This window comes from Pseudoalteromonas sp. CNC9-20 (genome assembly GCF_022347875.1).
Lineage (GTDB): Bacteria > Pseudomonadota > Gammaproteobacteria > Enterobacterales > Alteromonadaceae > Pseudoalteromonas > Pseudoalteromonas ruthenica.
The window spans coordinates 121462-145867 of record NZ_JAKRFS010000007.1 but is presented as its reverse complement, the minus strand read 5'-3'; the positions used below and the strand labels follow the sequence as shown (position 1 = coordinate 145867).

General features: G+C 44.4%; 24 protein-coding genes. 13 read left to right on the top strand and 11 right to left on the bottom strand.

All coding sequences use genetic code 11. The features are described 5' to 3' along the window. Positions 1 to 3: 3 nt before the first annotated feature. Genes MHM89_RS17075 through MHM89_RS17065 form a run of 3 tightly spaced genes read left to right on the top strand, consistent with a single transcriptional unit; the run spans position 4 to position 5925 of the window. The gene (locus tag MHM89_RS17075; protein ID WP_239409331.1) at positions 4 to 1131 is read left to right on the top strand and encodes a sigma-70 family RNA polymerase sigma factor; all 1128 of its coding nucleotides are present in this window, start codon (positions 4 to 6) and stop codon (positions 1129 to 1131) included. A gap of 16 nt (positions 1132 to 1147) precedes the next feature. Then, positions 1148 to 4225, top strand: a complete 3078-nt coding sequence (locus tag MHM89_RS17070; protein WP_239409330.1) for a helicase-related protein — start codon at positions 1148 to 1150, stop codon at positions 4223 to 4225. Beyond that, positions 4225 to 5925 (top strand): hypothetical protein, encoded by a 1701-nt coding sequence (locus MHM89_RS17065; protein ID WP_239409329.1) that lies wholly within the window; start codon positions 4225 to 4227, stop codon positions 5923 to 5925. Before MHM89_RS17070 ends, MHM89_RS17065 begins: the two co-directional genes overlap by 1 nt. A 9-nt stretch (positions 5926 to 5934) precedes the next feature. Here MHM89_RS17065 and MHM89_RS17060 read toward each other — a convergent pair whose 3' ends face one another. Beyond that, complete coding sequence (locus tag MHM89_RS17060) at positions 5935 to 7530, bottom strand: AAA family ATPase (protein WP_239409328.1); 1596 nt, start codon at positions 7528 to 7530, stop codon at positions 5935 to 5937. A gap of 19 nt (positions 7531 to 7549) precedes the next feature. Continuing rightward, on the bottom strand, positions 7550 to 8599 hold the full coding sequence (dcm, locus tag MHM89_RS17055) for a DNA (cytosine-5-)-methyltransferase (protein ID WP_239409327.1): 1050 nt from the start codon (positions 8597 to 8599) through the stop codon (positions 7550 to 7552). Between the two features lie 342 nt (positions 8600 to 8941). On the opposite strand from dcm, the gene MHM89_RS17050 reads away from it, so the two are divergent. After that, positions 8942 to 9427 carry a hypothetical protein gene (locus MHM89_RS17050; RefSeq protein ID WP_239409326.1) on the top strand — a complete coding sequence of 162 codons (486 nt, stop codon included), beginning with the start codon at positions 8942 to 8944 and terminating at the stop codon, positions 9425 to 9427. 328 nt (positions 9428 to 9755) lie between these two features. Here the strand turns inward: MHM89_RS17050 and MHM89_RS17045 are convergent, their stop codons facing one another. The 3 genes from MHM89_RS17045 to MHM89_RS17035 all read right to left on the bottom strand — a co-directional run bounded on the left by MHM89_RS17045 (position 9756) and on the right by MHM89_RS17035 (position 11587). Beyond that, positions 9756 to 10295 carry a hypothetical protein gene (locus tag MHM89_RS17045; RefSeq protein ID WP_239409325.1) on the bottom strand — a complete coding sequence of 180 codons (540 nt, stop codon included), beginning with the start codon at positions 10293 to 10295 and terminating at the stop codon, positions 9756 to 9758. Positions 10296 to 10494: 199 nt separating this feature from the next. Next, entirely contained in the window at positions 10495 to 11070 is a 576-nt protein-coding gene (locus tag MHM89_RS17040) for a hypothetical protein (protein WP_239409324.1), read from the bottom strand. Positions 11071 to 11347: 277 nt separating this feature from the next. After that, the gene (locus MHM89_RS17035; RefSeq protein WP_045979442.1) at positions 11348 to 11587 is read right to left on the bottom strand and encodes a hypothetical protein; all 240 of its coding nucleotides are present in this window, start codon (positions 11585 to 11587) and stop codon (positions 11348 to 11350) included. Positions 11588 to 11871: 284 nt separating this feature from the next. On the opposite strand from MHM89_RS17035, the gene MHM89_RS17030 reads away from it, so the two are divergent. Continuing rightward, on the top strand, positions 11872 to 12660 hold the full coding sequence (locus MHM89_RS17030) for a hypothetical protein (protein ID WP_239409323.1): 789 nt from the start codon (positions 11872 to 11874) through the stop codon (positions 12658 to 12660). A 175-nt stretch (positions 12661 to 12835) separates the two neighbouring features. On the opposite strand, the gene MHM89_RS17025 is transcribed toward MHM89_RS17030, so the two are convergent. Both MHM89_RS17025 and MHM89_RS17020 read right to left on the bottom strand, forming a co-directional pair. Continuing rightward, positions 12836 to 13189 carry a hypothetical protein gene (locus MHM89_RS17025; protein ID WP_239385860.1) on the bottom strand — a complete coding sequence of 118 codons (354 nt, stop codon included), beginning with the start codon at positions 13187 to 13189 and terminating at the stop codon, positions 12836 to 12838. A 58-nt stretch (positions 13190 to 13247) separates the two neighbouring features. Beyond that, the gene (locus tag MHM89_RS17020; RefSeq protein WP_239409322.1) at positions 13248 to 14213 is read right to left on the bottom strand and encodes a calcium/sodium antiporter; all 966 of its coding nucleotides are present in this window, start codon (positions 14211 to 14213) and stop codon (positions 13248 to 13250) included. Between the two features lie 354 nt (positions 14214 to 14567). Between MHM89_RS17020 and MHM89_RS17015 the strand changes: the two genes are divergently transcribed. Further along, positions 14568 to 15725, top strand: a complete 1158-nt coding sequence (locus MHM89_RS17015; RefSeq protein ID WP_239409321.1) for a DNA cytosine methyltransferase — start codon at positions 14568 to 14570, stop codon at positions 15723 to 15725. Positions 15726 to 15747: 22 nt separating this feature from the next. Here MHM89_RS17015 and MHM89_RS17010 read toward each other — a convergent pair whose 3' ends face one another. Continuing rightward, complete coding sequence (locus MHM89_RS17010; protein ID WP_022944920.1) at positions 15748 to 16287, bottom strand: Eco29kI family restriction endonuclease; 540 nt, start codon at positions 16285 to 16287, stop codon at positions 15748 to 15750. A gap of 263 nt (positions 16288 to 16550) precedes the next feature. Here MHM89_RS17010 and MHM89_RS17005 point away from each other — a divergent pair, with 263 nt between their 5' ends. Together MHM89_RS17005 and MHM89_RS17000 are read left to right on the top strand one after the other, a co-directional pair. Further along, positions 16551 to 16793, top strand: a complete 243-nt coding sequence (locus MHM89_RS17005) for a TIGR02647 family protein (protein ID WP_022944921.1) — start codon at positions 16551 to 16553, stop codon at positions 16791 to 16793. Between the two features lie 70 nt (positions 16794 to 16863). Beyond that, entirely contained in the window at positions 16864 to 17376 is a 513-nt protein-coding gene (locus MHM89_RS17000; RefSeq protein WP_239409320.1) for a hypothetical protein, read from the top strand. Here MHM89_RS17000 and MHM89_RS16995 read toward each other — a convergent pair. Beyond that, a complete protein-coding gene (locus MHM89_RS16995; RefSeq protein WP_239409319.1) occupies positions 17346 to 17963 on the bottom strand; it encodes an aspartyl/asparaginyl beta-hydroxylase domain-containing protein in 618 nt (205 codons plus the stop codon). The genes MHM89_RS17000 and MHM89_RS16995 overlap by 31 nt on opposite strands. A 141-nt stretch (positions 17964 to 18104) precedes the next feature. On the opposite strand from MHM89_RS16995, the gene MHM89_RS16990 reads away from it, so the two are divergent. From MHM89_RS16990 to MHM89_RS16970, 5 genes are all read left to right on the top strand, one after another. Further along, complete coding sequence (locus MHM89_RS16990; protein WP_239409364.1) at positions 18105 to 18494, top strand: DUF523 domain-containing protein; 390 nt, start codon at positions 18105 to 18107, stop codon at positions 18492 to 18494. Positions 18495 to 18655: 161 nt separating this feature from the next. Continuing rightward, positions 18656 to 19033 carry a DUF3703 domain-containing protein gene (locus tag MHM89_RS16985; protein WP_235420021.1) on the top strand — a complete coding sequence of 126 codons (378 nt, stop codon included), beginning with the start codon at positions 18656 to 18658 and terminating at the stop codon, positions 19031 to 19033. Next, positions 19030 to 19488, top strand: coding sequence for a GNAT family N-acetyltransferase (locus MHM89_RS16980; RefSeq protein ID WP_239409363.1), 459 nt, complete (start codon positions 19030 to 19032; stop codon positions 19486 to 19488). Before MHM89_RS16985 ends, MHM89_RS16980 begins: the two co-directional genes overlap by 4 nt. 154 nt (positions 19489 to 19642) lie before the next feature. Beyond that, positions 19643 to 21721: a TonB-dependent siderophore receptor gene (locus tag MHM89_RS16975; protein ID WP_239409318.1), complete on the top strand. Its 2079-nt coding sequence runs from the start codon at positions 19643 to 19645 to the stop codon at positions 21719 to 21721. Beyond that, complete coding sequence (locus MHM89_RS16970; protein ID WP_239409317.1) at positions 21711 to 22856, top strand: heparan-alpha-glucosaminide N-acetyltransferase domain-containing protein; 1146 nt, start codon at positions 21711 to 21713, stop codon at positions 22854 to 22856. The genes MHM89_RS16975 and MHM89_RS16970 overlap by 11 nt, the downstream gene beginning before the upstream one ends. A gap of 29 nt (positions 22857 to 22885) precedes the next feature. Here the strand turns inward: MHM89_RS16970 and MHM89_RS16965 are convergent, their stop codons facing one another. Further along, positions 22886 to 23626, bottom strand: coding sequence for a sulfite exporter TauE/SafE family protein (locus MHM89_RS16965; RefSeq protein ID WP_239409316.1), 741 nt, complete (start codon positions 23624 to 23626; stop codon positions 22886 to 22888). Continuing rightward, the gene (locus MHM89_RS16960) at positions 23626 to 24312 is read right to left on the bottom strand and encodes a pirin family protein (RefSeq protein ID WP_022944930.1); all 687 of its coding nucleotides are present in this window, start codon (positions 24310 to 24312) and stop codon (positions 23626 to 23628) included. The genes MHM89_RS16965 and MHM89_RS16960 overlap by 1 nt, the downstream gene beginning before the upstream one ends. Positions 24313 to 24406 lie beyond the last annotated feature (94 nt).

The following is a 24406-nucleotide window of genomic DNA, read 5'->3' as shown; positions in this document are numbered from 1 at the left end:
TTAATGAAAAATGAAATAGTTGAGAAAACCATACGAGATTTAGTTGGTGATTATGAGCGAACGGGAGAAAAGCTATCTCAAGAAGCTCTAACAAAAATATTTGTAAAGCGGGAATTGTCAGTCGATGAAAGCAGCTATGTTATCGAAGAGCTTATGTCACAAGGAATTCCTGTCGAATGGGGGGAATTGAATGACGATGATATTGAGCTCATTGATGAGACGGCTGAAGCGGGATCATCTTCAAATTTTAGCTTTATAAATAGATATAACCTATTAACAAAAGAAGATGAGGTGAAGTTAGGCCGTACAATAAAGTTGGCTATGCAAGTTCAAGATAGCCATTCTGGCGATGATATAAGTACACATCGGCACTTAAACATAATTGTCGAAAATGGACGAAAGGCTAAGGAAGCTATGGTTTTAGCTAACTTAAGGCTGGTTAGAAAAGTCGTATCATACTTCAGTGTTAGTGCAGATCTTACGGTAGAGGACTTATTCCAAGAAGGAATCATAGGATTAAGTCGAGCTGTTGAAAAATTTGATCCAGATTTGGGGTTTAAGTTTTCTACATATGCGGTGTGGTGGATAAAACAAGCAATTGAAAGAGCAATTATTGATAAAGGACTAACAATTCGCGTGCCGGTTCATATGCACAATAAGGTGCAGTTATTTAAAAAAGCCATCTCTGCACTTTCAGCTATAAAAAACGGCAAATCACCAAAACCTTATGAAGTTGCAGAAGAATTAAATTGGAGCGTTGAAGAGGTGCACTTTTGTTGGGCTATTTCTGCTATACAACCGAGTTCCTTAGACGAATCAAAGCATGATGGGGAATATTCACTGAAGGATTTTTTAGTCGCGGATATACCGTCCCCTGAAGACGAGATTAATTCACAGGAATTAACAGCCGGAATAAAAGAGCATTTAGCGATTTTGAAAGATAGAGAAATAGAGGTGCTTGCGCATAGATTTGGGTTGTCCGACAACCAAGAAGAAAGGACATTGGAATATATAGGAGAAATGTTCGGAGTAACTAGGGAGCGGATACGGCAAATTGAAGCTGAGGCATTGAAAAAGCTAAGACGGCCAAGTAGTGCTTCTGTCTTACAAGAAAACTTTTTAGACGATTAATACAAATGGAAATTAAATGAATATACAGGATGCTCAAGAAAAGTTTGTAACTTGGCTGGGTCAGCGAATGACACAGGTTGGTCGAGGTGATTGCGATAGTTCAATAGCTGTTAAACCATCAGGAAAATATTGGTTGGGGAGGATACAGTCAGAGCAGGCAGTCAAAGAAAGCGACTGGGGGGAAAAAGGTGAACGGCTAGAGCCTTGTGCTTTCGGTATAAAGTTGAAACCTGGAGACCCTAACGAAGAAAAATGGAAACTTGAATTAAATGTTGGGTTTCATGTTTGGTTAAAAATGAAAGGTAGTTCTAACTGGATTAAATCTGAACAGGTAACATTTTCCCGCGAAATATCAATTACGAGTGAGCTTGGCAAAAGTAGACTGTTAGAGGATGAGCTCTCCAGTGAAATTACTAGAGTTATTGGGACAAAGGGCTTATCCGCTGCAATAGAAGTTGAAGTTGGACGCGATCAGTACTCAGATTTTGAGCTGTTTATTACGCTGGTTAACACGTCACCAAAAGAATGCTCAGAATTATCGGATACTCGTTTTTATCAATGTGAAATGTCTATTAAAGGCCTCGTTACTAAACCTTACCTCTTGTCCGCTTTAGAGGATTCCTTTCGCTATGATCGGAAGGTGCCAGCATACGGAATAAATTGTGGGATTGTCTTGGGGAGTGATGGGGCTTTTCAAACAGAAGATGCTATTTCGGTAGACAGGTTCCGACCTAAGTACTGGAATGTTAGTGGGTCTCCCCCCTCATTCGATTTCATGCTTCTGTCTGAAGATCCAATTAAGTCATCCAATCTTTTACTAGAATATCTGCTTAGTTGGGGTAATGAAAATTGGTCAGAACATGCCTTAAGGGCGAGGTCTAAAGAAGAGCAATGGTCAGAAGAGGCGTTAAATAGCGCTCTAGATTCTTCGCGACAATTTGACGAAGAGTGTGGCAGGATTAAAAACGGTATTAAGCTCCTTGAAACAAACAGCGAGCTATTTACAGCTTTTACCTGCATGAATGAAGCGATGAGTTTAAGTTCTAATGGTAAGTACACCTCATGGAGAAGCTTCCAGTTTGGCTTCTTGCTCGCAAATTTAGGTTCAATTGTTGATCAAAAAGATGAGGCGGACATTGCAGATGTGGTGTGGTTTGCTACAGGGGGAGGGAAAACAGAAACTTACCTTGGGCTTTTGATAACAGCTTCAATTTACGATCGCCTTACTGGTAAAAGCTCTGGAATCACGGCATGGAGCCGATTTCCTTTAAGAATGCTTTCTCTACAACAAACTCAGCGTTTTGCTAATGCAATAGCTGCTGCTGACATAGTCAGAAAAAAACATAATATCCAAGGAGCTAGATTTTCTCTGGGGTTCTTTGTTGGTAATGGAGCTACTCCTAATTCGATCCCTGTAGACGCGGAGCCAGGGCAGCCGGATATAGATGATCCAGGGATGCCTTCAAAGTATCAAGTGCTAGATTCCTGCCCGTATTGTCATGACAAAACAATTGAAATGGACTTCGATAGAGCAAGTTGGCGTTTATACCACAAGTGCACAAGTGCATCTTGTATAACCCAAGGAGAGCCCCTGCCGATATATGTTGTTGACGATGAAATATATAGATTTCTTCCAACAGTTGTCGTTGGCACACTTGATAAAGCAGCATCCGTATCTATGCAGACTGCAATGAGGGGGCTGTTGGGGGCTCCCAAAGGAAAGTGCTCCAAAGGTCATGGCTATACATATTCCCGAAGAAGTCAAAAGCCTAATGGATGTTTGGTTCCTGGCTGTAAAGGTGAGGTGTGTGACTTGGGAATGGACGTAAAGAGGTTTGGGCCCTCGTTCAGGTTGCAAGACGAGCTTCACTTGCTTCGCGACAGTCTTGGAGCTGTTGATGCTCATTATGAGGCCATTTTCGATTCCCTTGAGGAAGAGCTTTGCGATAGAAAACCGAAAATTCTTGCTTCATCGGCAACATTGACTGGTTATGAAAAACAGGTTGATGTTTTGTATCGCAGAAAAGGAAGGGTTTTTCCTGTACCCCCTCCAAAGGAAGGTACCGGTTTCTGGACTGCTGATTCCACAGATAAAATGAGAGAGTTTATAGCTATAGCGCCTAAAGGAGTCACTATTGAGTATACGGTAGATAGGTTATTAGCTGAGTTGCAAAAGTCGATTAGGCGGTTGCAGGAACATCCTCAGGAAACATGTAGTGAAATAGGTATTCCTATACACTTCTCAGAAGAGCTAGTGTCTCTGTATGGAACTAATGTCGTTTATGGAAATACTATAAGAGACCTTGAAGCTGTCACTCGTTCAGCAGAGACCCAGCTTTCCGAAGTGAATGGAAAAGTTAACATTGCATCATTAACGGGAAAGACGGAGTTTAAGGAAGTAAGTAATATCTTAAATCGGTTGGATAACCCTGAAAGCGAGTTCGATGAACGGTTACACATAATCGCTGCTTCTTCCATGATGTCACACGGTGTTGATATTGATAGATTGAATATTATGGTAATGCTGGGAATTCCCCTGTCTACAGCTGAGTTTATACAGGCTACAGCTCGGGTGGGGCGTAGATATCCGAGTTTGGTTTTTGTTGTGCACAAAATCGGTCGGGAAAGGGATGCGGGTATTTACCGCTCTTTTAGCCAATTTGTCTCACAAGGCGATCGATTCGTGGATCCTGTTCCAATAAGCAAACGTAGTCGACAAGTATTGAATAGGACTATCTCAGGCTTACTTCTAGCAAGGTTGATTATGATTCATGAATATGACTCAGAGCTCCCATTAACTACTGTAAAGGCATTGAGGGAATATTATAACAATGGCAATTTCGATAGTGGTAAAGAGGCTAGAAAACTAATTCAGGCTCTGGAGTTAGAGGGAGATTTAGATAGCCACATTCGAGCTGATATTGAAGAGTGGATAGAGGGATTCGAGTCCAATATCAAAGAACCCCCAAATAGTGCAATTTTCCCTTCTGAGCTTTCCCCTACGGAAAGACCTCCTATGAGATCTTTACGTGACGTTGAAAAACAAGTACCTATTAGAGCATTTGTTATGAAGAATTCAGGGAGGAAAAAATAATGGTTGAATATAGAAGTGTTTCACAAGTGTTGTTTGGTTTTTTGCCTGAGCAAACTGTCGATTTAAAAGGTCGAGTATGGAAGGTCAAAGATTGGGTTCATTTTTCAAGGAATGATATAGATGTTGCCTCAATAAAGCGGGCGATAATTAGGCACGCTGGCGCTTGGGAAGCATCGGGAAAGGACGGGGATTTTGTGACAAACTTGAGGAAGGGGTTTCCAATACAAGTTGTGACGATTGACGAAGATAATGGAGTGAAAATTGAACCATTCCCCAATAAGTCTTGGGTGTGTAGAAGCTGCTTTCGAGTTCATAGTGAACCTGATGCTCCATGCCCATGCGGCAAAGATATAGGTAAAAGTAACCTTTATTTTGTTGGGTATCACGATGAATGTGGTGCTCTTCGTGAGCCGTACATCCCCAAGTGCAAAGAGCATAAACAAGTCCGAGTAAATTTTCCTGGTACAGCGTCTGCCGCTGAAATCGTGTTCGATTGTCCAGTTTGTAATGCGCCATTGCGAAAAGGGTTCGGTAACGTGAGTTGCGAGTGCGGAAAAGGTAATTTGAAGTTTCTTCCGCATCGAGCATCCTCTGTATATACACCTCATAGTGTTGTGATTGTAAACCCGCCAGATAAAGAAAAGATTAGAGTTTTAACTGAAGCAGGGGGGCCTCCTCGAGCACTTTCATGGGTGCTAAGTGGTATGGAGGAAGATAATATTGAACAAGTGAAGTCTAGTTCAGAGTCCTTGCGCAGAACTCTACAAAGTCAAGGGTTGCCTGACGATGTTATTGATAAAATGCTTCAAGCTGCTGGTACTTCAGATGAGTTTGATTCAGTTCCTAATTTGAGACTTATTCGAGAACACCAAGAGGAAGCTGAAGCTCAGGCTGTTATTTTAGCGCTTGCAACATTGGATTCCAGGGTACAGATAAAAGATCTTATTGCATCGGTACAAGGAGAATCTCGCTTTACTAAAGTTTATCAAAGAGACTATTTGTCTAGCCTGTCAAAAGCGGGCCTGAAGAGTGTTGAGCTGATAGATAAGTTCCCCGTATTGACAGCACAGTACGGGTATACACGAGGAGGGCATAAGCCGGGTGAGGATAAATTAACCCCTTTCAAGTCTAAGGGTTCGAAAGGTTATACTATCTACTCAGACTTAGCTCAAACAGAAGCTTTATATGTTCAGTTGGAGCCGAATCGGGTCATCGATTGGCTACAAGGCGAAGGTTTTAATATCATCCAAGGGCAGGATGAAAAATCTAGTCGTCAAAACATATTAGAAGCCATTAATAAGTACGATGGTACCGGAGGTGAACAGAGTCTCGTTGATGTCCTTCAAAAGCTTATTCATTCTTATGCACATCGATTCATTCGGGTCGCTTCGGTTTTTTCAGGTATCGATAGAAATGGGCTATCTGAGCTTTTATTACCTTATCACTTAGGCTTTTTTATATATGGCGCTGCTAAAGGAGACTTTGTTCTAGGGGGGCTGCAAGCTGTGTTTGAAACAGAGCTGCATAAACTGTTAGATGCTGTCTTATATGAAGATCATCGGTGTGCAATGGATCCTGCGTGTCACGATTCAGGAGGCGCCTGTATGGGATGTTTACACCTCGGGGAACCTTCGTGCAGACACTTCAATATGAACTTAAGTCGCAAAACCCTCTTTGGTCGAAAAGGGTACTTACGATAGCCGGGGAGTTTATTGCCAATTGAGTTTGTCTTTTACTCGTTTGGATGAAACTAGGTATAGAGCCGACTTTGCGCGGCTCATGCCTACGTAACATAGTGATTGTGTTGAATCATCAGTTTCATTGTCGTCAATTACAACAATAACTACGTGGTTTTCTAACCCTTTGAATCGACGAATAGTTTCTGCACAAATGCCAAATTTATCATAGCTAGAAAAGACGTATTCTCCAACGCACTGGGTTTTGAGGTCTTTTATAAATTGACTTGTGTTGCTTAGAACACTTATGTGTTCTCGATCGACTTTTTCCGAAATTAGGTGCTCAACAATTGTTGAAACAAAATCTAAAGACTCACCTATTGTATTAGCTTCAACAAACTGCGGAGTAGGTCCTTGCAACCCGCTTACAATCACTTTTTCTTGGTAGATGGCGGCTACTGTGGTGGCTATTGGGGTTGTATTTCTGCAGTTTTGGAGTAATTCGTACGGGCTTACCCCTTCGGGTTCTTGCCAGTCTCTCTTATATAAATCTTGGTGAGAATCAGCGAATATGTAGAAAGTACCGTGCTGTGACAGGCGTTCTCGTAACGATATTATCCATTCATAAGAAAAGTCCTGTGCTTCGTCAATAATAATCACATCATAGTTTGTTTTATTAATATTCGCGGCGTGTTTGAATAATTGCCCAGCTTGAGATTCATACCATTCGGAATCCAAATGATTTGGTATATCCAGGTTAGCTTTCTGAGCCTCTTTCAAGGTAAGGGAATGAAATGTTTCTACAGTTATCGTCGAGCTGGCTAATAAACTACTTACTTTCTCTTTCAATAGCTTGTTGTAACAAATTAATAGAGTCTTAAACTTTAATTTATCTAGTTGTCTTGCTTTTTCAATCGCTAACACCGTCTTTCCAGTGCCGGCACCTCCATAAATGATAGCTTGTTTCGCTCGTTTCAAGGATTCCAAAACTTTCATTTGTTCGCGGGTTAATTCGATGATGCCTCTTTCTGTTTCGTCTATATCGTCTGAAATTAGCCTCTGGACGTATCGTGTAGGGGCTAGTAGGGCGCAAACGTCGTTTAAATAGTTATCTGGAAATTTGTGATTATATCCCCAATGCCCAGTAACCCTTCCTATAACGTTTTCAATATTGATTAAATCTTCTCTATCTATGATTAACTCTTTTGGTGAGTTCATCGACAGCGATTTACTGACGGAAATATCTGGAAATACAACTGCATGCATTATAGGGATTGCTTTTAACTTTTTGTCTTCATGGGTCAGGTAGTTAAGTAAGGCATACTTTGAGTCTTTAACTTGAACAAAGGGATCTTTGATTCTGTGTTTTGATTGAAATCTATCAGTTGAATACCAAGTCCCGTTTTCAATTTCAATATCACCACCCTTAACTTCAAGTATTAGAATACCTTCTTTCGGAATTAGGACAATGAAGTCGGCTTCTCCATCTCCTTGACGGTTGTTCCTTTGTGATTGCCAGCAAACTGAATGAAGGATCGTAATGCCATCAACATTCGTAAGTGAAGCTCTTACCTTTTCTTCTGAGGAAGGGCATTTTTCGGGTAAAAAAGGGGGGTAAATAACAGCCATGTTCTAATTCCCTGTAGTTTTAAAGTTTCAGTTCTTCAATATGCTTTTTGAATGATTCACCTATCACTTGTCCCAGCCTGGGAGGAACGGCATTACCGATCATTTTTCCTACGACGCTGGTTTGAATTGGCTTAGTATCTTCAGTAAATTTGTACCACTCAGGGAACGTTTGGAAAATTGCACCCTCTCGCAGCGATATTGCTCTGTTTTCTTTTGGATGTCCAAATCTGCCATTACCAAATCCGAAAAATTGGGTGGTCATTGTTGGAGCAGGTTCATCCCAACTCATTCTGGAATAAACACTGGAGTAGGTTTGACCGCTTGGTTTTCTATGGCATTCTGCTATGAGGTGTTTCGGCCAATCTTTCCAGGAGCCTCCAGGTCTAGAGGCTTTCATACGCTTCATGTTGAGTTCTGATAGGCCCGAAGCTTTGTGAAGGCGATCAAGTTTGGAGGCAGAGCCAGCCTTTATTTTTGGCAGCTGTTGTTCTGAGAGAGCCTGTCTCACTGTGATATATTCATCAGGGTTGTGAGTCTTGGGAATTAATGAAATAGAGCCGAGCTTAGACGCTAGTAAAACATGGCGACTTCGAGTCTGAGGAACCCCATAATCCGGGCAATATACAGTATCAGCCCAAATATTATAGCCCTGCTTTTTCAAAGTCTTAACAAAGTCATGGTATACCTTGTGTTTGGTCACATCAGGAACATTCTCCATTGTAACGAGATCTGGTTGGGTGTCTTTGATTAGTCTTGAAAATGCATAGAGCAAAGGCCATTTCTTATCTTTTTTCACATCTCGTCCTTGAGAATATGTGGAGAAAGGTTGACACGGGGCACACCCAGCTAATAGCTTGATATCACCTTCAGAATACATACCTAATAGTTCTTTCCCTTTCAAAGATGTTACATCTTTACAGTGGAAAGTCGTTCCGTTGTTTGACTCATATGCATATTTGCAACTGCTTTCTATATCTAGTCCAGCAGATACATGAATTCCAGAGTCAAGTAGCCCTCGAGTTAATCCTCCCGCACCGCAAAATAGATCTACACTAACTATGTTTTTCATGTAGTTATAACCAATAAATGATATCCCCTTCGTAGTTTACCTCATAATGCTCGCTAAATCGAGGTGGATTGAAGTTTTTCTCTTCCAAAAGAAAGGGATACATAAATTTCCTTATTATTTATAGACTTAATTTATGGTAGCTGAAATCTGCGATAATGCGGATGAAATTGGAATGGATAGCAAAGGTAAAGGGCTTTCTGGCATCATTAAGTTAAAGGTTTGGTTGTATGGGAGTTGGGACTAAAAATGGGAGCGGTTTTAATATTCATCAACCTTGTTTAGAGCATCCTATTTGTAGAGAATGCTTTATAGGAATCAACCAATGTTTTTATATAACCATGTATGACGACTACAGCAAGAAAAGCCCTAGATGATTTAAAAGTTGCTCATCACCTCTTAGAAATTGAGGAAGATCAAGTGAAATTTCGCGTTCTATGGGTTTCAGCCATTGCTCTTTCTCGAGCAGTAGGCCATGTTTTACATAAGATAGATGGCCCTTCATCAATTGCATTAGAAAATGCAATCTCAGCAGCGTATTCAACTTGGAAGCAACAGAATGAAGGCAATGAAATATTCAAAAACTTTATAGAAGATGAGAGAAACTCTGTTCTAAAAGAGTATGAATTTGGTTTTCTTTCAGCTTCAGTGGAGCTTGCTGTACTCCCCTGTAACTCAATATTTGAATTGTCAAAAAATCTTTTTTGCCCTATTAATCAAGGGCCATATGAGGGTGAAGACTGTCGTGATGTTTTAGCCTTGGCTATCAATTGGTGGGAAGAAAAACTCACTGAAATAGAGTGTGTTGTTGATGCTTCAAAACATGATTAGCGGATAAAAGCTGTTAATAGGTGTTTCAGTAGAGGGAAGCTGAGTATCAATGCGTATTCAGTATGAAACTTTATTACTTTAAATAAGCTCTATTTCAGAGCTTATTTGCCTTTTAGTATGACACTTTATTTTTTTATGGGCGTTCTCGCCTGATGTAATGTAAGGGCTGCGGAGCAACCCAGTATGAAACTTTATTACTGCCCCACAGAAAGCGCCTTTTTTGTTGCAATGGCATAAAGTGTTAGACCGAATGTTTATTAGTAGCTGGCCCGACGGTCAGCGCAGTGCCATTAACCGCCATTCAACCATTAGTCACCCATGCTTTATGTTATGAGATTGGCGACTTAGTTTCAGGTAGACAGTCAGCAAATTCTCTTTGAATAAGTGGCATTTTGCCACGCTGCGCACCACCGCCATGCAATATGACCAATAGCATTCCTACCATTACTGACACACCATTGGATATTCGGACCATCTGCTCGAGTAAAGGAAGTGGATAGCCTTTGCTGTGGCGGTGGATTGCATGAATACCGCCGTGGATGAACGAACTTAGAGGCTTCCAAGAGTACTCTTTAAATTCCAGCAGCATATTCAACGGTTCCTGGGGTGCTTTACCCTGTAATTTCTCAAGCATTTCGCTGAGCATCGGAAGCCTATTCGCTTTATTAGCTGTCTCTTGTGTCAGCTCACTGGTCAACTTAGAAACGGCGCTGTCGGGAGCCGCGTAGAGAAGCCACATTGCCCTGACCAAAGCCTCATACTGAAGACGAACAAGTCCCGTCGCGGAGGTGAGATTGCCACCCGAAATCAGCATCTTCGCGCTTTCAGCATGCTCGAATGCAATACTACACATGACTCTACTAGCCATGACTCTCTCCGAATTATCAAAAGGAGCGAGCGCTAAAAACTCCAAGAGTCTGCTTTCGAGTTCAGCAGACCGTGATAGCAAACTATTTATCAATGGTGTCTCTACTCATAACGCCTCATTAAGAGGAAATTTATAGTTGGCTAAAATGTTGAACGCAGTGAAAACAGCCAACTGTAAATTTTCCTGCTTTAATGACTTGTTAGTGTTCTTTTGGAAACTGCTCTAAAGCTACATTATATGCTTTAGACATAAAATCAAAAACTAAGTCTGCACAATTGATACAGCCTTCTACGTTTAAATAAACAATGTCATCTTCAATAGTGACACCATCGATTTGAGTTGCAAATGACTCAATAACTTTTCTTTTCCCAAAACCGTCTAGGCATGAACTGTTGTGGACAATACAGTTTCTCACTTCGATTAAACCAGTAAGTAATTGCTTTGATGAGTTATCACTGACAGTGGCAAAACCACAGACCTTTGTTGAATAAGTTATAAATCGCTCTAAAGCTGAACCTTTAAGTTCATTCCACTTTAGTGTTTGCCCTGTGGTTTCTTTAAGAATTCCACAGTAAACCTTAAACTGCTCGTCTAAAGTAATAAGCAATGAAACAATAAAGCTTTTTCGAGTGATATCAGGAAAAATGTCAGCTATAAGTCCGTTTTCATGCCCTGGAAAATCAATATCTTCAGTTTTAGCTAAAACCAATTTGAGGTCTTGGATTATGCAATCCAAGTCAACAAGGTTTCCGAAAAATTTATAATAATGCGCCAAACTCGATTCCTTCACCATTGAACACTAACAATTTAATATCGAGCAATTGGGTCGTCTTTCTCCGGCAATCTGTCTCGTTTTTGTCCTGTGACCATTGATAGCAAATTTAGGAAATACTTACCAGCGCTGAAGTTACACGACATAGCTTTAACCGTAGACTCGACAAAAACGATCCAGAGGGTCGTTTTCCTGACTATGGGAGAAACTCAACGATTATGGATGTATCACTGTGACTTTGGTGGATGACCGTCTGACGCTCGCTTTAAGCTACCGTAGACTACGGTCTAGAGGTGCGAGCTAATTCAGCATGATTTTTTAACTTTTTCACGCAACGTATAAATACTGATATTGCTGTGATCCCCCCACAAATAATGCCGATTTGCAGAATTGATAACTCAACCGTTGCGGTGATAAATAGACTGCCAATAAGCGAACCAATTATATATGTTGCAGCAATAAATACAGCGAATGAAATCACTAACATTAACCATGTTGTAACCTTTTCCCGTTGAGACATATGACCTCCGTGACTTTCAAAACTGCGCACAAAACCTCCACTGACTAAAATGATGATAAGTTTACTTTGGTCGCTAATTTATTAATATCAAATAATGTAAGTTATTGCCATTATGGGTTTTTATCGCGCTTAATTATCATAGTAAACCTTTGATTCTTTTATCTGGCGCTGCACGTTATTTGTTCTTTTTTACTGTTGCAGTTGCCTACTAATGTGTGTATTTTCGAAAAGAATCATATATCTATCGTCTATGCGCTTTTGCGCAATGTAACAGGGAGGTGATCATGTCGATAAAACCTTTAGCGATATCCTTCATAGCCTTTATAGGGCTAAACCTAACGGCCTGTGGCTCTGGCACAAAAAATGATGAGCCGAAGCAACTGACACCAACACCGACAGGTAACATCGTTGATAATAGTGCTGTTGCTGACTATCGGTTGGTTATTTATGGTAACAGTCATAGCTCACAATTAGGTTCAATCATTGAAACACTGATCAGTGACCAACTTCCAAATAAGACGATTGAAACGGTAACAATTAGTGGGCGGTTTTTAGATGAAATTGCTGCGGTTACTGCAAACTTAGAGCAATTAGAAAAAAACACTTGGAGCCACGCCATATTTCAAGGGCAAAAGTACTCTCAGTTCGGCGCAACCGACTATCCAACGCACGCAACTGAGCGTTTAATTGCAAAGGCTAAATCAAACAACATCACACCGATATTATTTCCAGAGCACCCACAACGTGGTGACCCATCTGAGGCAGAGCGGGTATACAATTTACATCAATCAATTAGCCAACAAGAGCTTAGCTGTGTCGCGCCCGTAGGCTTGGTTTGGAACCGTGTATTAGACGTTATGCCAACGGTTGAGCTACATCATGCAGATGGTAATCATGCATCCTACGCAGGGAAGGTGCTCACTGCAATGACCTTTTATGAGATCATTACTGGCGAATTGGCGGACGCCATTCCCTATAATCCGGCGCTTCAGTTAGACCAGCAGCAGCAAGCGCTGTTTGGGCAAATTGTCACGCAAGTGCTTTTAGAACACCCTGCGTGCCCACAGAGTTAACAGTCGTTGCCCTAGTTGCCTAGGGCGACGTCAAAGCCAGATAGTACCTGTTGGTAACAATGGCTGTGGTGTATCGGGCAGAAGTGTTGGCGTGTTGCACCTGCATCACCCGGGCAGTACTTGATTACAGCGCACACCATATTAAAGGGTAACAGTTATGCGTTTATCGTACAGATTAAGGTGCGTATTCTGGCGTTCGCAAGAAAAATAGAATGATTAACTCGGCGAGGCTAATGGCGGCCAATTGCGCCGTTACGCCTAGCATAACGCCGATACCTGACTGTGGGTCTGATTGAATCCCAAACACTAAGCCCAGCATGATGAAAAAGCTGAATATCGCCGGCGTGGCTCGCATCACGGCTAATTTTGTATTGCGATAGCTGTGACTGTTGGCCAAAAAATACAGGATAGCATAGGGCGATAGCAGCAATAACAGAGCCAGACCGGCTCCCCAATATGTAAAAGCAATGGCAGCAAAAGATAAAACAGCAAGCGCCTTAATTGCATAATATGTTTTCTTATATTGCATAGGTTGTCCTTAACTAAGGTGTTCAATGATTAGAGAGTGGGTTTGCTCGCACTCGCGTTTACACTAAGGTCCACAGCAAGTAGCCGTTGTAGGCGAGATAACCGCTGAGCAATAGCCCCCCTTCTGCCCGGTTGATACGGCCTTGACGGCCGATGCCATAGGCCATGACCAGCAAAGCAAGCGTTAACACCAGCATCACTCCCCAATCACGATAAAAAATATCTGCGCCAAGGCCGAAGGGTTCAATCGCTCCAGCAATACCAATAACGGCAAGAATATTAAACATGTTCGAGCCTACCACGTTGCCAATGGCGATATCATGCTCGCCTTTTTTCGCCGCAATAATAGACGCAGCTAACTCTGGTAGTGAAGTGCCCAAAGCGATAATAGTCAGGCCAATGACTAAATCACTGACTCCCAATGCCGAGGCGACTTGCACCGCACCCCACACTAATATGCGTGAACTTAGCACTAGAACCACTAAGCCACAAACTAACCAAAACAGTGCGCTCTTTAGCCCCATGGTTTGGCTGGTGACACCCTGCTCGGTGTCGCTTGCCAGTGGGTCGTTGTGGTGGCGTAGGCCTGAATATATTGACCATGCCACCACGCTAACAAAGCCACCAAGCAGCAAGGTGGCGTCGAATGTGGTCAATTGACCATCGTAGAGCAAATAGCCACACAGCAACACCACAGCTAAAAGCAGTGGTAGCTCTTTGCGAACAATATTCGAGTGCACTGTGATGGGAGCAATCAGTGCAGTGACCCCTAAAATTAGGCCAATATTGACAATGTTTGAGCCAAGAGCGTTGCCTAGTGCTAGCGCTGGATTGCCATCACTCGCAGCCATCGCCGAGACAACCATTTCCGGTGCGGACGTGCCAAACCCGACAATAAGCATACCGATCAAAATAGTGGGTAACCCTGCGTGTGCCGCTGTGGCCGCAGCGCCGTCTACAAAGCGTCCGGCACTGTAAACCAGTAGTATAAAACCAGCTACAATCGCTGTTATTGCAAGCAACATTGTTCCTCCGCCATCTTGGCTTTTATGGCCTTAATATGGGCGTATTAGTTGTCCTTGTAAAGCATTTACTTTCATCTACTTAGTGCCAATAAAGCGTTTTATAACGCACTATCGAATTGTCCTTTAACTTGCCCTTGTGGCCTGCTCGTGGTCGCGGTCCTAACCCAGGGCGAAGCTGGGCTGTAGAGGTTATTAGTGCATGGCTAGGTTGGCTATCTAGATGACGGGTGCAATGAAGTGGTGTAGCATTGCCACCCAAAAGTGAGGCCCAGTTAACTGAGCAGGCATGCGGTATATAGCGCCAGTGAAGCGGCTTGGTGAGCGATAATTAATGTATTGGACAGAAACACGGAAATGAAGTCAGTAGAGTTATTTGCGGGTGGGGGGGGACTTGCCATTGGATTGAGCCGCGCTGGCTTTGAACATGTTAGCGTGGTTGAGTACAACAAAGATGCATGTGAAACCTTGCGCCTGAATCGATGCACTGGGTTCGGTGCGCGTTTGTATGAAGGTGATATCCGAGGATTTGATTACAGCACAATCGCAGAGCCTGTTGACCTTGTATCGGGTGGCCCGCCCTGTCAGCCTTTTTCGCTTGGTGGAAAGCACCAAGCCCATCAAGATAACCGTGATATGTTCCCCGAAGCGGTTAAAGCCATTCGCACACTTAACCCGAAAGCCTTTATATTGGAGAATGTAAAAGGCTTACTGCGCAAAAGCTTTGCTGAATACTTTCAGTATATATTGCTGCAACTACAATACCCCTCTTTCCCGGCACAACCGCAAGAAAGCTGGCAAGCTCACCTGAGCAGACTGCAGCAGCAACACGAAGCAACGCAGGGGGAGAGCGAGTATCAAGTGTCCTTTAAGCTGGTCAATGCCGCAGATTATGGCGTGCCGCAAAAGCGTGAGCGAGTGTTTATTATAGGCTTTCGTAATGATATTAAGGTGCAATGGTCGTTCCCTGAACCAACACACAGCCAAGACGCCTTGCTATGGCGCCAACTTGTCGATTTTAGTTACTGGGATAACCATAAACTACCTTCCCCTGTTTTGAGTGATAAAGAACGTGCTAAGGCCAAAAAGCTACAAAAGCAGTACGATTTGGGTACCTTTAAGCACCAGCCTTGGGTAACGGTAAGAGACGCTTTGCAAGATTTGCCCGATCCGAGGGACGAGAAACATAGTGGCTTATTGGATCACCATGACTACAAGCCCGGAGCACGGACCTACCCAGGTCACACCGGCAGTTATATCGATGCCCCGTCGAAAACCCTAAAGGCGGGTGCCCATGGGGTGCCTGGGGGAGAAAATATGATCCGCTACCATGATGGCTCGGTACGCTATTATACCGTGCGCGAGAGTGCTCGTATTCAAACCTTCCCTGACGACTTTGTGTTCTCAGGTTCTTGGGGCGAAGTGATGCGTCAGCTGGGCAATGCGGTGCCCTCTCAATTGGCTGAAATTGTTGGCACCAGTGTGTTTCGGGCAATTAACCAAAGCCAGGGCTAGGCTGGCTTTGGTGACGCTGTATTTAGCTTTGTAGTTTGTCGGCCCATTTTCGACCTGGGTGTTTACGGTCCCAAGCAGAACGGGCTTGCTCATACCGCCCTTTGCCGGGATCATGATTACCAAAGCCGTCAATTTGAGTGTTCCAAATAGGCCGATACTTGTTAATCAGCATTGATTCAACAACGGGAATAATGGCACTCATATCTACTGGGATAATCATAAACTGGCATTTAAAGTCAGCGATCTTTAAATTACTTGCTTGCTGGATACTGCGCGCATGCTCATTGAGACGCGACTTTAATTTCGGCTCTTCTTTTCTGACCATGGAGCCAGTTCTAGCGCCAGTGGGTACCGCCTTGCCTACATAGATAGGTACATTGCCGATGCCTGCATAGTCTTTGTCGGCGCCATTATAATAGAGCGCATACACTCCCGAACCCATAAACTGGCTTGCGATGGGCAAGATGTGTTTAGGAGTGGCTTCTAAAAAGCGTGCAGCCTCGTTGGCGAGTTGTATTAATTGGTGGGACTGGAATGTTTGCGCGATTACATTAATGGTCATAAGTATCATCCTTGAAGTGTGTTTATTTCGTTCCTAAATATAGAACGTCATATATAACTTGGCAATATAATTGTAATTGCAGCTTTTAGGCTGTCTTAGCTGTTATTCCTTATCCGCAATTCAATGTACGAACCAGTTAACAATACCTGAGGTAAAGCGATTACTTTCATTCACTTAGAAAAAGAAAGTACTTTAAAAAACAGCATAAATTTGATCTTCAACTAGCATTAAAGTGATAGCAACAACAATTATAAGGAATCACCGTGCGCATAAATAAAACCATGATTGATGAAATGGAGCTGTTGGCAAAGTTTCCACGTGCTAGCCACATGCAGGGCATAAAGGTACACAGTGATGCTGATGCAACGTTGCGTGATGCCGCGCAGCGGTTGTTCGATAAAGGCATTACCGATAGTCCCGATGGGGGATATTTAACCGATTTAGGCCTCGACTTAGTGAAACATTTAGACACTCTCTACGCGGCATTAAGCTCAAAAGCCGGGTAATGGCCTGTAATAGCAAGCGTGAGTGTCGCCGCTGTAAGCTGCAAGTATCACAACAGCTGACGAGGTGATCATGGTGCACACTCACTTGCCTGCTATTTTGCAGTTTTTCGATGATATCGAGCTGCCTTATCGCTTTGCTCCAGTGGCTGAAGAGAGCTTTCTTCCGGGTATCAATATTCATCAAGGGATATTAGTGATCGATAAAAAGCGCTTAGCCCATGAAGGGGATTTACTCCATGAGGCTGGGCACCTAGCGGTTACAGACCGACATCACCGCGCCACACTCAGCGGTGATGTTAAAAAATGGGGTCACCAAGGCGGCGAAGAAATGGCGGCAATGGCGTGGTCGTGGGCAGCACTTCAAGCGATAGGTCTGCCGCCTAGTGTCGTGTTTCACGAACACGGCTATCGCGGCGCTGCCGCTAACTTAATTACTGCCTTTAGCACTAACCCAGGCCCAGGTGTGCCGCTACTTTATAGTTGGTTTATGTGTCTTGCACCCGAGCAACCACAGGGGTTTCCCGTTATGCAACAGTGGTTTCGCGATGACGCTTACACCCACAGGCAATTAGCACTGTTATAAACTTGGTGAGTAAGCCAGGCGTTACTTTGGCAGTCGATCACCACATTGATGCGGTCTTCAGTACTGCGGTTGTGCACGCTATGTGTCATGTTGGCATTGAGATACCAAAGCTCTCCGCACTGCATCGGCACACGATGATCAGCTACGTTGAATATAAGGTGCTCGTCGCTACGCAATGGCAAGTGTAATCTGGCCTCGCCGAATTCCAGTGCGAGCCCTAGGTCTTGATGGGGTTTTATTTCCGCGCCGGCTCGTAAGCGCATGAGTCGCACAGCTTTTACCGGACAAGGCAGACTCGCCAACACCTCAACAAGCGCATGACTGTTTTGTAATAACGGTAAGTTGGTCCAATGTTCGCCTTGGTCAATACTAAAGCTTTGTAAGATCTCATGGGCGCTTTTATGGTGGGCTTGGCAACGTAACGGAACAACATCCCACTGGCCCTGATAATGTTGGGTATTTACATGAGGAACCCAAGGCAGAGTTGTTAACTTAGGCAATGAATTGAGAATATCCAACGGCGAAAAACAGAGCGAGAGCTGCGCAAATGCGGCTACTTGGCCGCTGAGTTGATGATTCTGACACATAGTAAAAAAAGCCGAAAAAGCATGCCAATTAGTACAACACCCTCAAAATTATTAACCATTACGGGTCATTACAGCGCCTTACTAGCCGAGTGCTGATATTTTCGGTAAGTTACTGGCTGATATCAGCCATTTATTATCGTGATGACCCCAGTTTTAGTGAGTGCCTGCCTGTTGGGCAGTAAAGTGCGTTATAACGCCACCTGCGTAAGTGCAGAGTGCGAACATATGCAATGGCTGCGTAGCCATTGTCATATCATGCCATTGTGCCCAGAGGTTGCTGCGGGCTTGCCGATTCCCAGAGCGGCAGCAGAAATTGTAGGGGGTGATGGCGATGATGTGCTCGCAGGGCGGGCTAAAATAGTGACCGCAGATGGTGAAGATGTCACAGCGGTGTTTTTGCAAGGCGCTCGCCAGGCACTAGCATTGTGCAAACAGCACGACATTCGCTATGCGGTGTTAACAGAATCGAGCCCTTCCTGTGGTAGCAATACCATTTACAATGGCGAGTTTGGTGCTCGCAAGGGGTCGTGAGTGCACTGCTACGAGCAAATCACGTGAGTGTGTTTAGTCAACATACCTTAAAACAATTGCGAGTACAGCTCAGCGATTAAGAAGTCACCATTTAATGCTTGCCTTGGAGCTAACTCTAAGTAGTATGCTAGGTGAAAGTTTGTTCACTTTTAAGAGCGTCCATGACCTTTAGTCAAGCCATTAGGTTTAGTGTGTTACGTGAGTTGGTGTATGCACGCCAAGCCCAGCATGCCAACGACCCCAATAAACAGTTTTTTCATTTGCAAAATGCCCATGTATTGGGGCAAGAGTCCACCTATTGGCATACTTATGTGCATATGTTGATGTTACGTTGGGCGTGGTGTAACCGCGTTTTACCAGAATTCACAGGGCAATTGGTAAGAGTTCTCGGGGCCGCTAGTAAAACAGCCTTGGGTTGGGTGCCTAGGGGGAATACTGGTGGCGCTAATGTCAGCCCGTTTAAAGTGATGCCCATCCCTGCAAATTACGCTCAAACCATTGCTAACGCTAAAAAGAGGGTCGCAACATGGGAGCAATAAGTTTGTCGTTGCGCGCGATTACTAAAGGCAATTATGAGGCCGTATGTGATCTTGATGTAAGTGAGCAGCAACAAGATTATGTGGCCTGTAATATGTGGTCCTTAGTTGAAGCGCAATTTAATAGCGGCTATAGCACCCGGGCAATTTACTTGGGTGAGCAGCCTATCGGGTTCTTTATGTGGGTACAGGAAAGTGCGCACAAAGTCTCAATCTGGCGGTTTATGATTGACGAGCGCTATCAGCGCCAAGGGTATGGCCGTTATGCCTTAACGTTGGCCATTGCCGAAATTAAAGAACAGTCACAGATCACAGAAATTGAAATTTGCTATAACCCCTCCAACCCTGTTGCGAAGCAGTTTTACAGCCAGTTTGGGTTCATTGAACAGGGCATGGACGACGATGAGGAAGACATGTTGGCCCTGTTGTATATAGAAAACCAAACTCCCTGGCACTAGCTATCTGATGGGTAGCGTAGAGCCGCTTTAACCTATCCATAAGAATTAGCCCATCACTGCATCGGTTGGTCGCGATAAGTCACATTTATCATACAAGTATTTTGTTACTTTATATCATTTGTTATGATATAACAAATTCTACTTGGGTGATGTTATGAAGTATCCACTTTCGCTTTTAGTGCTGGCTTTGCCGAGTTGGGCATTTGCACAGCAAAACAATGACATAGAAACGATTACCGTTGAGCACAAGCAAGCTTTTCGCGGTGATATTCCCGCACAAGAGTTGCCACAATCAATTACCACACTGGGCAAAGACTTAATTTCAGATAACGGCATTACACGTTTTCGTGATGCCCTTGATTTCTCTGCCAGTATCTCGCGCAAAAATAATGGTGGCGCGTTGTGGGATAGCTATTCAATTCGTGGCCTGTCGGGCAACGAAAATATGCCCTCGGGGTACCTTATCAATGGTTTCAGCGGTGGCCGTGGCTTTGCTGGGCCGCGAGACGTATCCAATATTGAATATATTGAGGTACTTAAGGGGCCAGGCTCGGCATTATATGGGCGCTCAGAGCCGGGCGGTACAGTTAATATTATTACTAAAAAGCCACAGTTTTATCAGCAAGGACAGTTACAAGCTGAGATAGGCAGTGACAATCACACGCGTGTGCAAGGAGATTACACGAACGCAGTTAACGACGATGTTGCTTTTCGCATCAATGGGGCTTGGCAAGACAGTGATAGTTACCGGGATTATGTGCACCATGATAAGTTCGCAATTACGCCGTCCCTGTACTACCAAGTGGGGGATGACTCTTCACTGACCTATGAGTTTGAGTATGTTGATCAGCAGCAAATGTACGATCGCGGTATTGTGGTTTTAAATGGCGATATTGAAACCCTGCCTGAGTCGCGATTTTTAGGAAACCCCAACGATACGCCTACCAAGGTACATTCGCGCGGCCACCAGCTGCAATATCATAATGATTTAAATAGCGATTGGTCACTGCTTGTCGGTGCCAGTTATCGAACGAGTACATTAACGGGTTATTCTTCTGATGCGGAATTGTCGCCGTCAAGACAGTCTGTATACGATGATGGTCGTACTCTCACGCGTCAGCATCGTTATCGCGACTATAAGTCTGATGATCTATCGGCACGTATCGAGCTAAGCGGCCACTTTGAGGTTGCCGGCATTACTAACCATGTGTTGCTCGGTGTGGATGGTTATGACTATGAGTTGCGCACGGGCCTATATCGGTATCGAGGTGGCTACGCCACCTATACCCTAGATATATTCGAGCCTGATTATAACTCTATGCCGGGCCCTGATGTGAGCATGCAATATGAGAACAATGAACAGCAAGATGCCTATGGTATCTATGTACAAGATCAGCTCGACCTAGGTGATTCGCTAAAAGTGATGCTCGGGCTCAGATTTGATGAAATAGCCCAAGATATTTTCGAAACCAAGTCTGGGGTGGCTTCAAAAAGCACTAAAAATCGTATAAGCCCGCGCTTTGGTGTGGTTTACGACGTTAATAGCGCTATTAATTTATATGCCAGCTATTCAGAAGGCTTTTTACCGCTCAGTGGCACCGATGCCAACGGCAAGCCGTTTGGCTTTGAGGAAAGTGACTCGTTTGAGGTCGGAATAAAATTTAGTACCGAACACCTTAGCGGTACGCTGGCGTGGTTTGATGCGACCAAGAGTAACATGCTGGTGTCTGATCCAATCAATGTCGGTTACTCAGCGCCGGTAGGCGAGGCGAATAGCCGAGGCGTTGAGCTTGATTTATCCGGCTCGCTCGGTAGTAACACCGATTACATCTTGTCTTATGCCTATGTTGATGCGAAAACGGCCAACGACGTAATTAACGCTGACTGGTTAGTACCGATACCCAAAGGCAGCCCGCTGGTAAACGTACCCAAGCATAATGCTGCTGTGGCTATAAACCATGCCCTGACACTGTGGCAGCAAGACATAAAAGTAGGGGCTCATTACAAGTATAACTCTGACCGCCTGGGCGACCCCGCCGATCTCAGTTTTCGTATTCCCAGCTACCAACTTGTTGGTCTATACGCAAAATGGTTTGCATCACAGCAGCTATCGGTGGCGCTGAATGTCGATAACATTTTTAATGAGCACTATATTGCCAGTAGTTACAATGCTATGTGGGCGTATCCGGGTGCGCCAACACAGTTTAAACTGAGTGTCGGTTATGACTTCTGAGCAGCTAAAGAAGCGTATTCATAGCATTGATATTATGCGCGGTGTGGTGATTCTGCTGATGCTGGTGGATCACGTGCGTGAGCGTTTCTTTTTACACATGCAAGTGAGCGACCCTATGGTCATAGAAACGACTTCGCCGGGGTTATTTTGGAGTCGTTTCGCCGCTCATTTTTGCGCGCCTGCATTTATATTTTTAACTGGCATGTCGGCGTGGTTATATCAGCACGCCAGGCAAGGCCAACCACGCAGTGCCACCGGGTTTTTGCTCAAACGTGGGCTTTTTATTATAGCCCTTGAAGTAACCCTGATTAGCTACTCGTGGATGGGCAGTTACCATACCCTATGGCTACAGGTTATGTGGGCGATTGGCCTGTGTATGCTGGTGCTGGCGATATTGCACAAGCTACCTATGCCGGTGTTGCTGACCTTAGGTTTAACCATTGTATTTACCCATAACATGCTCACCCCCATCGAGTTTAATGAAAATGAGTGCGGGTATACGCTGTGGCGTATTTTGCATGATCGCGGCTACATCTTGGAAACAAGTTGGCTCAATGTGAAGGTCAGTTATCCAGTGTTACCATGGATTGGCGTAATCTTGCTTGGTTATTGTGCCGGACCGCTGTATGGCAAAGGTATCGCGATGCCACGACGTCAGGCTTGGCTATTAGGGCTTGCGTTAATCTGTGTGTTGCTCTTTGCTTTGTTACGCGGTGGCAATATTTATGGTGAAACATTGCCTTGGCATTCTTTCGACTCGGCGATGCAAACGACCATGTCGATTTTCAATATCACTAAGTATCCCCCCTCTTTGAGCTTTTTACTCATTACTCTGGCGGGTATGTTTGTCGGCCTCTATGTCTTTGAAAAGCCGCTGGGAAGCGTCACCAACATGTTGCGTACCTTTGGTTCGGTACCCATGTTCTTTTACGTCGTCCATTTGTATGTGTTACTGGCATTGTACCAAGCTGCTTATTGGCTGGTGGGAAATAATCAGGGCGAGTATGTGGGGGTTAATCACATTGCTTGGATATGGCTTATCGCTGTGGTGCTTGCCGTGGCTCTTTACTTGCCTGTGAAGTGGTTTAGCGATTACAAGCGCACTCATCATCAGTGGTGGCTAAAGTATCTATAACATTAGGCCACAGCATTGCTGTGGCTTTGTTAACTGAGCATGAGCTTGATAAATAACACGGCGGCCAGTAACAGCAGTAACCCATTCATCACCCGCACAAAACGCTGGGCGTCGAACCTTTGCTGAATTTTGACCCCCAGCCAATTACCTACTAGCGCCAAAGGGGAGAAAGCCAGGGCGAGCAGCAGGATATCGAGGGTTAACAACCCTTGGCTGCTAAAGGCAATCAGTTTTACGCCATTCATCAGTGCAAACAGGGCAGCGGCGGTGGCAACATAGTGGTGGGGCGGCAGTGCTTTAGCATTAAAGTACATAATCAGTGGTGGGCCGCCGGCATGAACCAAGGTGCTGGCGAGACCAGAGAGCAGGCCCATCGCTTTCGCTCCCCAATGACTGGCCAACAACGCATAACGAGTATTCGCAAAAAATAGGCTGCGAATGGCAAAACCTGCACTAAAAGTGGCGATAGCCGCGCTTAACCAGCGCCCATCGATCTCAGTAATGAGCCACTGCGCGACAATTACACCCACTATCACCGCAGGTAATAGCTGGGTAATTAAATCCCCCCGCCACTGACGCCAGTAGCTTTTTAAGCTCAATACATCAGCAACAATTAAAATTGGCAGCATCAGGGCGATAGCATCCACCGCTGGCATTACCAGCAGTAACAGAGGCACAGCAAACACCCCGAGGGCGCCAGCAAATCCGGATTTGGAAATGCCGGTCAGCACCACGACCAAAGCGACAACAGTAAGAGTCAGTAAGGTCATTAAGGCAGCTCGAAATACAATGCTTCTAGCGCGCTTTCAGCCTGTAGCTCTATACTTTGCTCGCGCTCCAAGGCAAATCCATCGCCGCTGGAAAAATGCGCGCCATCGGCTGTTAATGCACCTTTGACAATATGCACATAGCCAAGGTTAGTACCGCTTTGTAAGCGAAACTTTTGCTGCGCGGTGAGCATCAGCCGCGATAAGCGCGTTTGCTGGTTAATGCTTAGGGTGTTGCCTTCACCTTGCGGCGTCACTAGCGGGGTCATCGCCCCCTGCTGAGGTATGCGCCGTTGCTCATAACTGGGGGTGATCCCTTTAAACTTTGGCAGAATCCAAATTTGTAGGAAATGCGCATGTTCGCTTTGCGAGGCGTTATATTCGCTGTGCATAATGCCGCTGCCGGCACTCATTCGTTGTACTTCGCCGGCAGTGAGGGTAAAAGTGTTGCCCTGGCTATCTTGATGGGTTAAAGCGCCCTCAATGACATAGGAAATGATTTCCATATCGCGGTGGCCGTGGGTGGCAAAGCCTTGGCCCGGTTCTACCTTATCCTCGTTAATAACGCGTAAGGTCGACAGGCCCATATGCTGGGGGTCATAGTAATGGCCGAATGAAAAGCTATGCTGGCTTTGCAACCAACCTAGATTAACCTGACCTCGCTGCTCAGCGCGACGAATATAGTTCATAGTAGACTCCAAAAGTATGTTGATAGAGCCAGTTTAAGAGCATACAAAAGTGAATAAAATGAGTTAAAAAAGTACTTAGCGTTCGTTTTTAACG